Source organism: Larkinella humicola (assembly GCF_008727875.1).
GTDB classification, from domain to species: domain Bacteria; phylum Bacteroidota; class Bacteroidia; order Cytophagales; family Spirosomataceae; genus Larkinella; species Larkinella humicola.
On record NZ_VTWS01000003.1, the window covers coordinates 791,660 to 805,778 of the forward strand.

The window sequence follows — 14,119 nt, forward strand, 5'->3', positions numbered from 1 at the left end:
ATTGAAAACTATATTTTCCGTAAACGAATGTAAACAAACAGGGTACCCAGCGTCACTTTAAACAGATAATAGACCGATTGAACCCAGCCAATTGATGAGGTTCCCCCCTGCCGTTCTTCCATCAAAACCGGCACTTCCAGCAGCCGCAGTTTATGCAATCCAAACTGCACGATGGCTTCCGGTTCCGGGTATTCGTCGGGATAATAGCGGTTGACAATCTCAATCGTTTTGCGGTTGAAGGCCCGGAAACCCGACGTACTGTCATGCACGGTTTTACGAATCAGCAACTGGTTGAGCCAGCGAAAATACCGAATCCCGATGCGCCGGACAAACGACGACTGAAACCCCTGGCGCTCCAAAAACCGGGAGCCGATGACGACGTCGGCCTGATCGTCGAACAGCGGTCGCAGCAGCTTTATCAGCCCTTCGGCGGGATGCTGCCCGTCGCCATCGATCTGAACCGCAATGTCATACCCCTTGCGGTACGCATACTTGTAACCAGCCTGCATGCAGCCACCAATACCGAGGTTCACGGGTAGGTCGAGGTGCAGGCAGTCCAGCGTGCGGACAACGGCCATCGTGTTATCGGTTGAACAATCGTTGACCACCAGCGTATCCAGCGACAGGCCAAACCGGGTTTTTACCCAGTGAATATCATTCACAACCGCAGCAACCGAACGCTGCTCGTTGTAGCACGGAACCACCACCAGCACCCGAAGTGACTTCATTTTCTTTCTTAGGTAGAACGTTGGACGAGTTAAAGCGGGAATCTGCTACGCAATTTTCAAAGGTAGCAGGACGCACGATTTGGGTCAAATTATGTGCCATAAATTATCCGATGTTTCCCTATCTTACAGCCGATTGTCAAACTGAATGAAGCAACTTCTCAAAACCGCCCTTCCCTTTGTCCTGGCCATTTCCCTGCTGGCGTATGCGCTGAAGGACATTTCGTTCGCCGACATCGGGCGGCAGTTTCAGCAGGCTCACTATGGCTGGATTGCGCTGGTGGGGCTGCTGACGGTTTTGATCTACCTGGTGCGGGGAAAACGCTGGCAGCAGCCTTTACTCGCCCTCGGGTTTTTTCCGACGGCTTTCCGGACCACGGTTGCCACACTGGCGGGTGTCATTGCCAGTATGATTGTGCCGGGCTCCGGCGAACTAACCCGCTGCGCCACGCTGCAACGGACCGACAACGTACCGTTTTCGCAGGGCGTTGGTTCGGTCGTGGCCGAGCGAATCATCGACTTGATCATGCTCGGTCTGGTGCTTTTGCTGACCTTCCTGCTCGAAATAAACCGCGTTAGTAGCTATGTGTCCGGCCTGTCTTTCCGGGTACCAGACAAAACCGCCTGGTTTCTGGCGGGCGGACTTTTGGTCTTTCTGGTTTTGGCAGGCGCTGGCATTTGGCGTATGTTACTGATTTTCAATAAAAAACAACATCCGGTTGCTCTCAAAATAGCTAACAGTGTTAAGGGGCTCTGGAAGGGTTTTAACGCCATTCGGCAGATCCCGAACTCTTACTTGTTTGTACTTCTAACAGTGTTAAGTCAGTTTTTTTCCTGGCTGAGCACCTATTGGCTCCTGATGGCGCTGGACAGCACCCGGTCTCTACCGCCCACCGCAGCCCTGACGATCCTGGCCGTTAGCTCACTCGGCGGACTGGCGGTGCCCACGCAGGGCGGAATCGGAACCTACCATTTTCTGGTCAGCCGGGTGTTGGTGGTCTACGGTTTTACGCCCGCCGAGGGAGCCGTTGTCGCCACGTTCCTGCACGCCGTGGGCTTCGGAATCAATCTCGTTTTGAGCAGCCTGAGCTTCCTGATCGTTCCGTTTATTCTGGCCAAAAACCGGGGCAAGGCAGCCTGACGAATCGGATATGAACAGTGAACCTACGTTAACATAATTAACCCGTAATTTCGTTTTATCTTTGCACAAGCAGGGAGGACGATTGTCTATTCCTGCTTTTTTGATTTGTCATTTTCTTCACAACAACCCGATGAAATATTTGAAGTATAGTGCCGGTTTGCTCCTGATTACGCACTTAGCGACGGCCCAAACCGCCACCGATTATGCCAACACCATTTCGGCGGCTGATCTCGAAAAACACCTGCGCGTGCTGGCTGCCGACGATATGCAGGGCCGCGAAACCGGTACCGAAGGACAGCGGAAAGCCGCCGATTACATTGCTAAACAGTTTGCGGCTGAAAATCTGCAAGCGATCGTCAAAACCGACGACGGGAAAACCGGCTATTTTCAGCCGTTCAAGCTGTACCAGAAAACCTGGGGCGATTTTTACGTCAAGGCCGACGGAAAAACGTACACCTACCCCAAAGATTTCATTGTCAACGGCTTGTTTGGCGTGATGCAGGAAGCGTCGGTAGAAACCGTGTTTGCGGGCTACGGCATCTTGACCGACAAATACAACGACTACGCGAAAATCAACATTCAGGGAAAAGCCGTTGTCATTCTGGAAGGTGAACCCAAAAAAGCCAACGGAAATTACGTGATTTCCAATTCGGACAAAGCCTCGGAATGGAGCAATGACGAGAGTCTGCGGAAAAAAGTCACGATTGCCAAGGACAAGGGGGCCGAACAAATTTTCATCGTTTCGGCCGAATCGCCGGAAGCCTACCGCCGGTTGGTGGCCGAACGCAGCGCGTTGATGGGCCGGTTCAATCGCCTGAGCCTCCGCCCGGCCATGGAAAAAATTGGAGCCGTTGGAACATTCCTGATCACGCAGGACATGGCCGCGGCTGTTCTCAACACGACAACGGCCAAATTACAGAGCGCGGTGGCCAAAATCAACAAAACCGGCAAGACCAATTCCGGCGCGTTGAAAGGTAAAATCAGCCTGAAAGCCGAGCGGAAAGACGTGCAGTTGGAAAGCAGCAACGTGCTTGGGTTTCTGGAAGGCACCGACAAAAAAGACGAAATCGTGGTGATTTCATCGCATTACGACCACATTGGCGTCAATCCGGACGGGCAAGTGAACAACGGTGCCAACGACGACGGTTCGGGAACGGTTTCGGTGATTGAAATTGCGCAGGCCTTTGCCAAAGCCAAAGCCGAAGGCCACGGCCCTCGCCGGAGCATGCTGTTTCTAACGGTTTCGGGCGAAGAAAAAGGTTTGCTGGGATCGGAATATTACACGGATATGAGTCCGGTTCTGCCGCTGGAAAAAACCGTCTGCGATCTGAACATCGACATGGTGGGCCGCGTCGACGATCTGCACGAAGGCAAATCCGACAACTACATCTACGTCATCGGTTCCGACAAATTATCGTCTGAACTGCACCAGATCAGCGAAGATGCCAACCGGAAGTACACCATGATGGAGCTGGACTACAAGTATAACGAGCCCAGCGATCCGCAACGGATTTACTACCGCTCCGACCATTACAATTTTGCCAAGCACAAAATCCCCATTATTTTTTACTTCAACGGCCTCCACGCCGACTACCACCGCCCCGGCGACGACGTCGAGAAAATCAACTTCACACTGGCCGAAAAATCCGCCCGGCTGGTGTTTTATACCGCCTGGGAAATTGTGAACCGGGAGAATAAACTGGTGGTAGACAGCAACAAACCGTAACGGTTTTGGACTGAGACTTTCCTAATCGGGAATAACGTAAAAAAAGTTGGCTATCGCAGGATGATCTCTGCCGGTAGCCAACTTTTTAGGTTTCTGATTCACTTTGCCTGCATCTGATTACTTCTTAGCGGAAGCAATCAGATCGTTGGCCATTTTCACATAATCCGCGTTTTTAGCTTCGCTTGCCAGGGCAACGGTTTTCTCGGCGCTGGCAATGGCATTGGCTTTTTCGTTTAATTTCAGTTGAATGCGAGCCTTGAGTAACATCACCCAAAACGCCTTGGGGTTTTGTTCAGTGGCCTTGGTTACCCAGGTAAGCGCCTGTTTTAAATCCCGATTGGTATCATAATAATAGCTGGCGGCCTCAAAATAGGACGGCTTATCAGAAGCCAACGAAGTCTCGATGTTCTTGACAATGATCTGGTCAACATCGGCCGTAATGGCTACGGGAACACGGGTTTTATCCCAAATGATTTCCAAAACCGCCGAACTGGGCAAAATATCGGCGATATTGAGGGTAAAGTTTTCTACTTTGTTAGTCAATGCAGTCGGTTTTACCGACACCCGCAGTACTTCGTTTTCTTGTTTATAGTCGCCCACGTTAGCCCCCAGGTTCAGGTCTTTGGAAAGCATGACTTGCCAGGTGGTTTTACCGGGAATGGTGAATAATCCATACGTACCTGCTTTCACGTCTTTGCCTTCGAGTTTGACATCCGATGAAAAGGTGATTTTAGAAGTAGCATTGGCACCGGTCCGCCACACCTTGTCATAGGGAACCAGATCACCAAAGATGGTCCGTCCTTTCACGGCTGGTCGGGAGTATTCCAGGGTAATGTCGCCCAGGGCAAAACTTTGTTTGGTGAGTTGGGCGGGGCTGGCGGCTGGTATTTTCAGTTGGGCCTGAGCGGTTGCGCCCACCGCCAGAAAAATAGCAAGAACCGTTGTGAGAAACTTAAGTGACTTCATGCGAGTGGAATGATGAATGAATATGGGTACGTTTTTATCTTAAAACGCAAAGGTACAAAATATTGGCCCGGTATTCTGGTCATTGGTTTTTGGTCCAACTGGCCGATTTTTTTATAGCGTACATTTCGACTGCACGCTGATGGATAACGGTTTAAGCGTATCGCTATTGGAAATCACCTCCGGCTCATAGTCGTTCTAAGGGATTTGACCAGGTATTTTGGGAAAGGAAACTGTTTGAAAACAGAAAAAGGCCACACGATTGTGTGACCTTTTTTTTGTAGCGGGAGCTGGACTCGAACCAGCGACCTTTGGGTTATGAGCCCAACGAGCTACCAACTGCTCCATCCCGCGATGTTGGGACTGCAAAGGTAAGGCGTTTTTCATAAAAAACAATTACCTTTGTGAAAAAATCTGCCCCCTCCCGCTATTTTTTTTAGCCGGAGGGGAGTTTTTTTCTGTAGTCATTGGTTGTCAATTACATGGATATTTCAAATGAAACGTACGGCCCGGATCATAAGGCCGGCTATGTCAGCATCATCGGTAAGCCCAATGTCGGCAAATCGACGCTGATGAATCAATTGGTGGGCGAGCGGCTTTCGATCATCACGTCAAAAGCGCAAACCACCCGCCACCGCATCATGGGCATCCTCAACGGGGTGCACGACGGGCAGGAGTTTCAGTTGGTCTATTCGGATACGCCCGGTATTATCAAGCCGCAATACCGGTTGCATGAATCGATGATGAGTTTTGTGCGCGGTTCGCTGGAAGACGCGGATGTGATTTTGTTCGTGACCGACATTTTCGAGAAATACGACGAAAATGACGTGATCGAGCGGTTGCAGAAAACGCAGACCCCGGTTTTGTTGCTCATCAACAAAATCGATCTGGCGACCCCCGAACAGGTGGAGGAGAAAATTCAGTACTGGAAAGAGAACTTCAAATCCGAAGCCATCATTCCGATTTCCGCCCTCACCGACATCAACATCAAGCATGTCTTTAAAGCCATTGTAAGCCGCCTGCCGGTTCATCCGCCTTATTTCCCGAAAGACGAATTGACCGACCGGCCCGAGCGCTTTTTTGCCTCAGAAATCATTCGCGAGAAGATTTTCCTGAACTACAAAAAAGAGGTTCCCTACAGTTGTGAAGTGATCATCACGGGCTTTAAAGAAAAAGACGACATCATCGTTGTCCAGTCGGAAATCCTGGTTGAGCGGGCTACTCAACGGGCGATTTTGCTGGGCGAAGGGGGTAAAATGATTAAAAAAACGGGTATTATGGCCCGTGAGGAACTGGAACGCTTCTTCGGCAAGAAGGTGTTCCTTGAACAATACGTAAAAGTTGAACCCGATTGGCGCACCAAAGAACGGTCGCTGAAGAGGTTTGGGTACGAAGAATAACCGAAGGCCAGCCAACGCGCTCCTTCTTTCCTCTAAAGTGAATCATGGCAAATATTGTAGCAATTGTGGGCCGACCGAATGTCGGTAAATCGACGCTGTTTAATAAATTGGTCGAACAGCGCCAGGCCATTATGGATAACCAGCCGGGCGTAACCCGCGACCGGCATTACGGCTATGCCGACTGGACCGAGAAGTATTTTACCGTCATCGATACCGGCGGTTATGTGGTCGGATCGGATGATGTGTTTGAAGAGTCGATTCGGGAGCAGGTTCAGATCGCCATTGACGAAGCATCCGTGATTTTATTCATGGTCGATACCATGGCCGGATTGACCGACATGGACAAGGATTTTGCCGACGTGCTGCGCCGGTCGAAAAAACCGGTCATCGTGGTTGCCAACAAATCCGAAACCGTGCTGCGTCAGAACTCCGTCGGCGAATTTTACGCGCTGGGTCTGGGTGATCCGTTCCCGATTTCGTCCCTGACGGGAACCGGTACGGGCGATTTGCTGGATGAAGTCGTGAAGCATTTTCCGTCCGATGGCGTCGAAGATCCGAACGCGGGCATCCCGCGCATCGCCATTCTGGGTCGTCCGAACGTTGGGAAATCATCATTTCTGAACGTCCTGATCGGCGAAGAACGAAGCATCGTGACCGACATTGCCGGCACCACCCGCGACGCCATCGACACCCGTTACAAAGCTTTTGGCAAGGATTTTATCCTGACCGACACCGCCGGGATCCGGCGCAAAGCCAAAGTGAAGGATAACATCGAGTTTTACTCGGTGATGCGCTCGCTGAAGGCCCTGGAAGAGTCGGATGTGGTGATTGTGATGCTGGACGCCACGCGCGGTCTCGAAGCGCAGGATATGAACATTATCGGACAGGCCGTTCGGGCCAAGAAGGGGGTCCTGCTGATGGTGAACAAATGGGACGCCATCGAGAAAGATACCAAAACCGCCGATACGTGGAAAAAAGAAATCGTGCAGCGCATGGCGCCTATCGATTATCTGCCCGTTATTTTCGCTTCGGTCGTAGAGAAACAGCGGATTTTCCAGGTCATGGAAAAAGCGATGGAGGTCTACGAAAACAAGCACAAGAAAATTTCGACCTCGAAACTCAACGAGGCCATGCAGCAGGAAATCATGAACTACCCGCCCCCGGCCACGAAAGGAAAGCTGATCAAAATCAAGTACATGATTCAGTTACCGACGCCCTCGCCCACGTTTGTGTTTTTCTGTAACCTGCCACAGTACATCAAGGAACCGTATACCCGGTATCTGGAAAACAAACTCCGCGATCACTTCGGGTTCGATGGAGCACCGATAACGATATTTTTCCGGCAAAAATGAGGGGTCCGCAGACAACGGCATCAACTCGGACACGGTATTGGATTGGAGCGCTGCTGGTTTTTCTGGCAGCGTTTTGTTTTGCCTTAAAGGGCATCTTAATCAAAATGGCCTACCAGTATCCGATCGACGCGATTTCGCTGCTGACGCTGCGGATGGTCTTTGCGTTGCCGTTTTACGTAGCCATTGCCCTGAATCTGTCCCGACGGCTTCCACCGGCCCGTTTATCCATTCAAAACTGGTTAAAGCTGGGTATGCTCGGCCTGACGGGCTACTACATCGCTAGCTTTCTAAATTTTCTGGGTCTGGTTTACATCACGGCCAGTCTGGAGCGCATCCTGCTGTTTGTCTATCCCACGTTCGTCTTGCTGCTCGGCAGCGTGGTCTATGGCCGTAAAGTCAACCGGTTGCAGATTCTGGCGGTGCTGCTGACGTATGCCGGGATCATGGTGGCGTTTGCCCCTAACATCAACACCGGGCAGCAGAGAGACGTATTTTTGGGGGCGTTCTGGGTCATTCTGAGTGGGCTGGTCTACGCCGTTTATCTGGTGGGCAGCGATACGATGATTGCCCGCGTGGGCGCCCAGCGGTATACCTGTTACGCCATGATTGCGGCCACCCTGGCTATCGTTCTCCATTGTCTGATCGCCAACGGCCTGGATCTGTTCCGATTTGCGGCTCCGGTGTACGGACTGGCCCTGCTGATGGCGGTTTTAGTCACCGTGATTCCGACGTTTCTGATCGCCGAGGGCATCAAACGCATCGGTTCCGGCAATGCCTCCATTGTCGCCAGCATCGGCCCCATTTTCACCATCGTTCTGGCAACCACGCTTTTAGACGAGACCATCTCGCTCTTCCAACTTTTAGGTACGTTGCTGGTGCTGCTTGGGGTCTTTCTGATTGGCTGGAAAGGCCGCAAGTGACGGCAATTTGTCTGCTAATTCCGTCGCCCCCCTTAACTAGTTTTAGACCCTTTTTAAATAGATTAACATATCAATGTTACTGGCATATTTTTTTGCTTCTCTCGTATAAATAACTAAATTTCAGTTACTTTACGCACCTAAATAGCACACAGAATCATGACAAAGGAAACGTTAGTTAACGACGAAAAAAAGATTGAGCGGGCCGCTTATGTTCTGAAGGCCGTCGCTCATCCGCTGCGCATCAAGATCATCCAGATGTTGAATGAGCACAAGGAATTAAACGTATCAACGATCTATAAGAACCTGAATGCAGAGCAGTCGTTGATCTCACACCATCTCATTAATATGCGCGACAAAGGAATTCTTGAAATCCGGCGAAGTGGCAAAAACATCTATTATTTTCTGGTAGACAATTCGATAGCCGAAATTATCGATTGCATTTACCGCAGTAAAATTCTGGCGTAATGAAAAAGGGAAGCAGTAGCGCTTCCCTTTTTCAGTTTTCAGGAGAACAACTCCCCATCCCGGTACGCGGGCACAATGCCCAGGTGTTTATACGCCTTTTCAGTTGCTTCCCGTCCCCGCGACGTTCGTTTCAGATAGCCTTCCTGAATTAAAAACGGTTCGTATACTTCCTCAATCGTTTCGGCCTCATCGCCACAGGCCGTTGCGATGGTCGACAGCCCAACCGGACCGCCCTTGAATTTTTCAATGATCGTCGTCAGAATTCGGTTGTCCATCTCGTCGAGACCATTTTGATCCACATCGAGCGCCCGCAGAGCCATTTCGGCAATCGCAACGGTAATGACTCCTTTCCCTTTGACCTGCGCAAAATCGCGCGTCCGGCGAAGCAGGTTGTTAGCAATCCGGGGCGTTCCACGACTCCGGCGGGCAATTTCATAGGCCCCATCGGCTTCGATGGGTGTTCCCAGAATAGCCGCCGACCGGTTGACAATCGTGGTCAGCAAAGCCGCATCGTAGTACTCCAGCCGGGCGTTGATCCCAAACCGCGCCCGCAACGGTGACGTCAGCAACCCGGCGCGGGTGGTGGCACCAATCAACGTGAAGGGATTCAGTTTGATCTGAACGGTTCGCGCATTCGGGCCGGAATCGAGCATGATGTCGATTTTGTAATCTTCCATCGCCGAGTACAGGTATTCTTCCACCACCGGGTTGAGCCGGTGAATCTCGTCGATAAAGAGCACATCGTTTTCCTGCAAATTGGTCAGCAAACCGGCAAGGTCGCTCGGCTTGTCGAGCACCGGGCCGGATGTCATCTTGATGCTGGCATTCAGCTCGTTGGCAACGATGTGCGAGAGGGTGGTTTTACCCAGACCCGGAGGGCCATGAAGCAAAACGTGGTCGAGTGCTTCGCCACGCTGGAGAGCAGCCTGTACAAAAATCCGCAGGTTTTCGAGTATTTTGGCTTGTCCCGTAAAGTCTTCGAATGAAAGCGGCCGCAAGGCGCGTTCAATCTCTTTTTCGGTGGCCGTCATCCCTTCGTTGGTACCTTTCAAAATGTCTTTCCGCATCGGTATTTGAATGAACGTATTTGTTGTTTATACCTAAAACAAGCCTGTTTGTCAAGTACTTAAACGGGCGTTGTTTTCATTCAAATATACAGAATTTCGGGCATATTTTCACTATCGAACCAGCAGAATTGAACCGCGTTTCAGCACTTTTGGCCGCTCCGGATAATAGAGACTTTTGAAGTTTACGGTGTAGGCATACACCATCGACGGATAGGCCTGGCCCCGGTAATTGCCATCCCATTTTTGCTCCGGATCATTGGAAACAAAAATCACTTCGCCCCAGCGGTTAAAGACCCGAAGTTCAAAATCCGTTACGTAAGCCGTAAAAACATCCAGCAAATCATTGTTACCGTCACCATTCGGCGTAAAGGCATCGGGGAGCACAACCCGGGGTTCACATTTGTCCACCACCACCGCCGTATCTACCGCGGCACAGCCATTGGCGCCCGTTACCCGAACGGCATAACGGCCTACTTCAAGAACGGTAATTCGGGGCGTTGAATCGCCGGAATGGGGCCAGAAATACGTCAGCGTGCTGTTTCCGGATACCTGCAAAACCGCCCGTCCCTGATCGCCGACGCACAGCGGCACCTCCCGCGTCAGATCGAAAGTCGGTAATGGCAAAAAGGTCAGTTTCACCTCATCAGTCGCCGTACAGGCTCCGGATGTCGCCACGACGGAGTAACTGCCGGATGTGGTAGGTTGAATTGACGACGTGGTGGCCCCCGTCGACCACCGATACGTAGCCCCCGCCGACGCGGTTACTGCCAGCCGCAGTGTCGGTGATGGGCAGAGCGTCGTATCGGGCCCCAGTCTCACCGTGGGCGGAACCTGAACGAAAACAATCTTGCGATCGAAGGCCACGCAACCGCCCTGAGAAGCCGAATAGGTCAGCACGATGGGGTTAGGGCCCGCCAGACTATCGGCGGGGGTGAAACGCCCGGTACTGTCGACGCCCCGGCCCGTCCAGAAGCCCCCCAGGGGCGTTGCGCCACTGAGTGTAAAACTGGGCGAATTGGCGCATATTTCCTGCGGAAGCCCGGCTTCCACCACCGGTTTTGCGTTGAAGGTAACCACCACTTCGTCGGAACCCCGGCAACCCGTGATCGAGTTGCGAACCGTCAGGCGGTAGGGACCAGCCGTCGTTACATTGATCGAGGGGGTAGTCTGACCACTGTTCCAGAGGTAAACGTCGCCGGGCGCCCGCACCAGCGTCGACAGCTGGATCGTATCGCCAATGCATTTGCCCCGATCAGGCCCTAATGAAACAAAACCGGTGGTGTCGACCGGAACCCGGATGTTGTTCAGGGTATCCAGACAGCCCCCGGTATCGCGGGCTTCAAGGCTGTAAATCCCACCGTTGATGCCCGTCAGACCAGACCCGTTGCCTACCACCGCACCATTGGCATCCCGCCAGATAAACTCGGTTGGTCGTCCCCGCACAATCGTAAGTCGAATCGAGCCACTCTGTGGAACCGTACACAAAGCGGTCTGCGGATTGGCCTGAACCTCAATGCTGTTGTTGGATCGCAGCGTCAAGGTCGTATCGACCGTACAGGCGTTGTCGCTGATAATTCGAACGGTATATTCGCCGTCCCGGATGCCTTGCAACAGCGCAGTCGTATCACTAAGCGGTTGCCCGCCAGAACGCCATTCAAACCGCCGAACCGTGGCCGACCCAACGCTGAGCCGGATGCTGCCGTCGGTGGTCGTACAACCCGTGGGAGGAGTCATGAAAGCCGTAACGACCGGTTTGGGTAAAGCGACCACCGCGACGGTATCGGTATTCTCGCAGCCGTTCACATCCCGAACAATGACGGAATACGTACCAGCCTGGGTAATCGTCGTGGCCCGTTCGGTGGTTCCGTTGCTCCACCGGAAACTGTTCCAGGCATTGCCCCGGGCGGTCAGCGTCAGGGAACTGTTCAGACAGAGCGTAGTGTCGGGACCCAGTGTGAAATTGGGCGGTCGGCGCAACGTCACGTTGATGGTATCACTCGAAAAACAACCGCCATTGGCCGCAATGACAATAAACCGTCCCGGAGGAATACCGTTATAACCCGGCGATCCGGGCACGGTCACGGGTAACGTTCGTTCATTATACCCTCGTATCAATCGCCCGTTTCGAATCCAGATGTAGACACTGGCCTCCACTTTGGCATCCAGCGTCACCATATTCTTGCAACTGTCAATGTCCGGCCCCAGATTGATCGGGTCAGGCGTCCGAACGATGGTTACATCCTGCGTAATAACCGTGTCCTTGCAAATCCCGCCATCCGACCGCATGGTTACGATCCGCAGACTAACCGAATACACGCCCGGTTCATTGTAGGTGTGTGTAGCCTGTGTGGCCGTGGAGCTAAAGGGCGCACTGTTGTCACCCCAATTCCAGGTATAATTATCCTTCAACGGCGGACACATGGGCGTCACCGTAAACTGTGTGGGCGAACCGGCGCAGGTGTCGGCATACGAAAAACCGGGTGAGTTGGACGGCTCGTTGAAGTTGGCCACCATGTTGGGCAAACCCAACTGGCTGGTTGGTCCATTCAAATTGAGTCCATTGGGGTCGAAGGTGGCGGGGGCCAGCAGTTCGTCGTTCGGGTTGTCGATCACGCCCAGGCTGGTACCATCCTTGATCGCCACGTAAATTTTTCCGTCGGAGCCAATTTGCAAGGCCCCGTACTGTCGGCTTTTCGTACTGTCCAGCACGGTTTTGGACGCTTCAATGGCCGCCGGGTCCGGATTCGTGAGGTCATAAATCAGAATCTGGGACGCATTGGCCGTATCGCCCTGTAACGAAACGTAGAGTTTCGACCCATCCGGCGAAAACTCGACCCCGTAGGCTTTGGGCGGGGCGGGGCCAATGTTGATGGCAGGCCCGGCCGTCATGACTCCGGTCGAATCATTGAAGGTAAACACTTCGACGTAGTTGGTGGGTGGACCGGGCACCACCACCGCGATGGGGCGGTTTCCGTTGCCGGTCGTATCCGCCGGACCAATTTTCATGTACCCTTCGCCCTTTGTCGTCGTGTCGTGGGGCATCCCGAGGGCATATTCTTCCGGCCCTTCAACCCCGGCTTTGGTCACGTGGTAGACCTGAAATTTGTTGTTGCCGTAATCGTGGGAAATGACCCAATAGGTCGTGTCGCGGTCGTTTCGGACTGACGCCAGCCGTTCCGTCGTCAGGGAATCGACCAGCGTATTTTTTTCAATAATGGCACCGGTTCCCTGGTTATACCGCATATCGACGGTACTGACACTCAGGATCTTTTTCCCGTTGATTTCGGAGGTTGTATACACCCGGTAGAGGTACTCGCAGCCTTTACAGGTGGGTTGTGGCACAATCAGGGCCGACTGCGTCGAGGTCTGGCTCCCCTGCAACTGGGCGGTATCTGCCGGGTTAAGCGGTTTCATCAGATTACCGTTTTTGTCGTAAATCAACACCCCGCCGGTGTAAAACAGAAGTTGTCCTTTGGTGTTGGAGATCGACGACGAACCCTCGATGGTGTTGAGTTTCCCGTCGTCGAGCGGGCTGGGACTTCCGCCGGAGAAGTCGATCCCGGCATTGTTCCCGAAATACCACTTGGCACCCTGCTGCTGCGGCCGCTGTCCGCAGACCTGCACATTGATCCGGTCTTCCACCGAGCAGACTTTCTGTTTATCCGCCTGTGTACCAATCCAGACTTCCACCGAATAACACCCCGCGCTATCGACCTGAATGGTCCGCGTCGTGTCGCCTTTGGGATACCAGAGGTAACTGGCACCGGCTGGTGCGCCGTTGGGATACGGATCAAGCGTGATTTTCTGACCATTACAAAGCATGGTGTCCGTCCGCCAGTTCTGAAACTGGGTAGGAGGGACGCCGATTGTGATCGTCGTATCCGTGCGCAGTGTTGACCCATTCTGCAGTGTTCGGGTCAACGAAACTGTATAAGCTCCGGGGTTTCTATAGGCATAACTCGGTTTTGCCGCCGTGGAAGTGTCCGCAGCGGTAGAGGGGTCGCCAAAATCCCACGCCCGGGAGCGCACATTCGGCACGGTATCTGCAAACATTACGGCGGGGCCATTCTCGCACGATGGATCCGGAATACAAAGCTTGCCGCTCACCTTAATGCCCGACTGCGCCCGGGCCATTCCGGCAAACAGCCCCCAACACAGAAGCATCCATCCCAACCGCCGTACCATTCCTGTATAGGTTGTCATTCGCTGCTAATAAAATCAAGTAGGTTGCCGGTTTTCCCAGTGGCTGTGAACATAACAGTGAAGGTCGGCAGTACGTTATTGTAAACGAAACGGCAGCTATAAAAATTTTATAGGACTCCATTCATCCGTTTCATCCGTTACCACTACCTTTATCTAG

General features: G+C 52.7%; 10 protein-coding genes and 1 tRNA gene. 6 read left to right on the forward strand and 5 right to left on the reverse strand.

Annotation, left to right across the window (positions count from 1 at the left end):
* Positions 1-8 precede the first annotated feature (8 nt).
* On the reverse strand, positions 9-728 hold the full coding sequence (locus F0P93_RS15440) for a glycosyltransferase family 2 protein (protein WP_114407535.1): 720 nt from the start codon (positions 726-728) through the stop codon (positions 9-11).
* Between the two features lie 145 nt (positions 729-873).
* Here F0P93_RS15440 and F0P93_RS15445 point away from each other — a divergent pair, with 145 nt between their 5' ends.
* Together F0P93_RS15445 and F0P93_RS15450 are read left to right on the forward strand one after the other, a co-directional pair.
* A complete protein-coding gene (locus F0P93_RS15445; RefSeq protein WP_150877366.1) occupies positions 874-1,866 on the forward strand; it encodes a lysylphosphatidylglycerol synthase transmembrane domain-containing protein in 993 nt (330 codons plus the stop codon).
* Positions 1,867-1,996: 130 nt separating this feature from the next.
* Complete coding sequence (locus tag F0P93_RS15450; RefSeq protein WP_150877368.1) at positions 1,997-3,592, forward strand: M28 family peptidase; 1,596 nt, start codon at positions 1,997-1,999, stop codon at positions 3,590-3,592.
* A 117-nt stretch (positions 3,593-3,709) separates the two neighbouring features.
* On the opposite strand, the gene F0P93_RS15455 is transcribed toward F0P93_RS15450, so the two are convergent.
* Together F0P93_RS15455 and F0P93_RS15460 are read right to left on the reverse strand one after the other, a co-directional pair.
* Positions 3,710-4,558 (reverse strand): DUF2911 domain-containing protein, encoded by an 849-nt coding sequence (locus F0P93_RS15455; RefSeq protein WP_150877370.1) that lies wholly within the window; start codon positions 4,556-4,558, stop codon positions 3,710-3,712.
* 278 nt (positions 4,559-4,836) lie between these two features.
* A tRNA-Met gene (locus F0P93_RS15460) sits at positions 4,837-4,909 on the reverse strand.
* A 128-nt stretch (positions 4,910-5,037) separates the two neighbouring features.
* Here F0P93_RS15460 and era point away from each other — a divergent pair.
* The 4 genes from era to F0P93_RS15480 all read left to right on the forward strand — a co-directional run bounded on the left by era (position 5,038) and on the right by F0P93_RS15480 (position 8,692).
* Entirely contained in the window at positions 5,038-5,955 is a 918-nt protein-coding gene (gene era, locus F0P93_RS15465; protein ID WP_114407539.1) for a GTPase Era, read from the forward strand.
* Positions 5,956-5,999: 44 nt separating this feature from the next.
* Positions 6,000-7,307 carry a ribosome biogenesis GTPase Der gene (der, locus tag F0P93_RS15470; RefSeq protein ID WP_138992910.1) on the forward strand — a complete coding sequence of 436 codons (1,308 nt, stop codon included), beginning with the start codon at positions 6,000-6,002 and terminating at the stop codon, positions 7,305-7,307.
* Positions 7,304-8,227 (forward strand): DMT family transporter, encoded by a 924-nt coding sequence (locus F0P93_RS15475; RefSeq protein ID WP_150877372.1) that lies wholly within the window; start codon positions 7,304-7,306, stop codon positions 8,225-8,227. The genes der and F0P93_RS15475 overlap by 4 nt, the downstream gene beginning before the upstream one ends.
* A 156-nt stretch (positions 8,228-8,383) precedes the next feature.
* On the forward strand, positions 8,384-8,692 hold the full coding sequence (locus F0P93_RS15480) for an ArsR/SmtB family transcription factor (RefSeq protein ID WP_150877374.1): 309 nt from the start codon (positions 8,384-8,386) through the stop codon (positions 8,690-8,692).
* 38 nt (positions 8,693-8,730) lie between these two features.
* On the opposite strand, the gene ruvB is transcribed toward F0P93_RS15480, so the two are convergent.
* Entirely contained in the window at positions 8,731-9,759 is a 1,029-nt protein-coding gene (ruvB, locus tag F0P93_RS15485; RefSeq protein ID WP_150877376.1) for a Holliday junction branch migration DNA helicase RuvB, read from the reverse strand.
* A 111-nt stretch (positions 9,760-9,870) separates the two neighbouring features.
* Positions 9,871-13,962 carry a PKD domain-containing protein gene (locus F0P93_RS15490; protein ID WP_150877378.1) on the reverse strand — a complete coding sequence of 1,364 codons (4,092 nt, stop codon included), beginning with the start codon at positions 13,960-13,962 and terminating at the stop codon, positions 9,871-9,873.
* Between the last annotated feature and the right edge of the window lie 157 nt (positions 13,963-14,119).

Excerpts from the sequence above, each read along its gene's own strand:
- F0P93_RS15440 (WP_114407535.1), bottom strand. The coding sequence starts at position 728 with ATGAAGTCACTTCGGGTGCTGGTGGTGGTTCCGTGCTACAACGAGCAG.
- F0P93_RS15445 (WP_150877366.1), top strand. The coding sequence starts at position 874 with ATGAAGCAACTTCTCAAAACCGCCCTTCCCTTTGTCCTGGCCATTTCC.
- F0P93_RS15450 (WP_150877368.1), top strand. The coding sequence starts at position 1,997 with ATGAAATATTTGAAGTATAGTGCCGGTTTGCTCCTGATTACGCACTTA.
- F0P93_RS15455 (WP_150877370.1), bottom strand. The coding sequence starts at position 4,558 with ATGAAGTCACTTAAGTTTCTCACAACGGTTCTTGCTATTTTTCTGGCG.
- era (WP_114407539.1), top strand. The coding sequence starts at position 5,038 with ATGGATATTTCAAATGAAACGTACGGCCCGGATCATAAGGCCGGCTAT.
- der (WP_138992910.1), top strand. The coding sequence starts at position 6,000 with ATGGCAAATATTGTAGCAATTGTGGGCCGACCGAATGTCGGTAAATCG.
- F0P93_RS15475 (WP_150877372.1), top strand. The coding sequence starts at position 7,304 with ATGAGGGGTCCGCAGACAACGGCATCAACTCGGACACGGTATTGGATT.
- F0P93_RS15480 (WP_150877374.1), top strand. The coding sequence starts at position 8,384 with ATGACAAAGGAAACGTTAGTTAACGACGAAAAAAAGATTGAGCGGGCC.
- ruvB (WP_150877376.1), bottom strand. The coding sequence starts at position 9,759 with ATGCGGAAAGACATTTTGAAAGGTACCAACGAAGGGATGACGGCCACC.
- F0P93_RS15490 (WP_150877378.1), bottom strand. The coding sequence starts at position 13,962 with ATGACAACCTATACAGGAATGGTACGGCGGTTGGGATGGATGCTTCTG.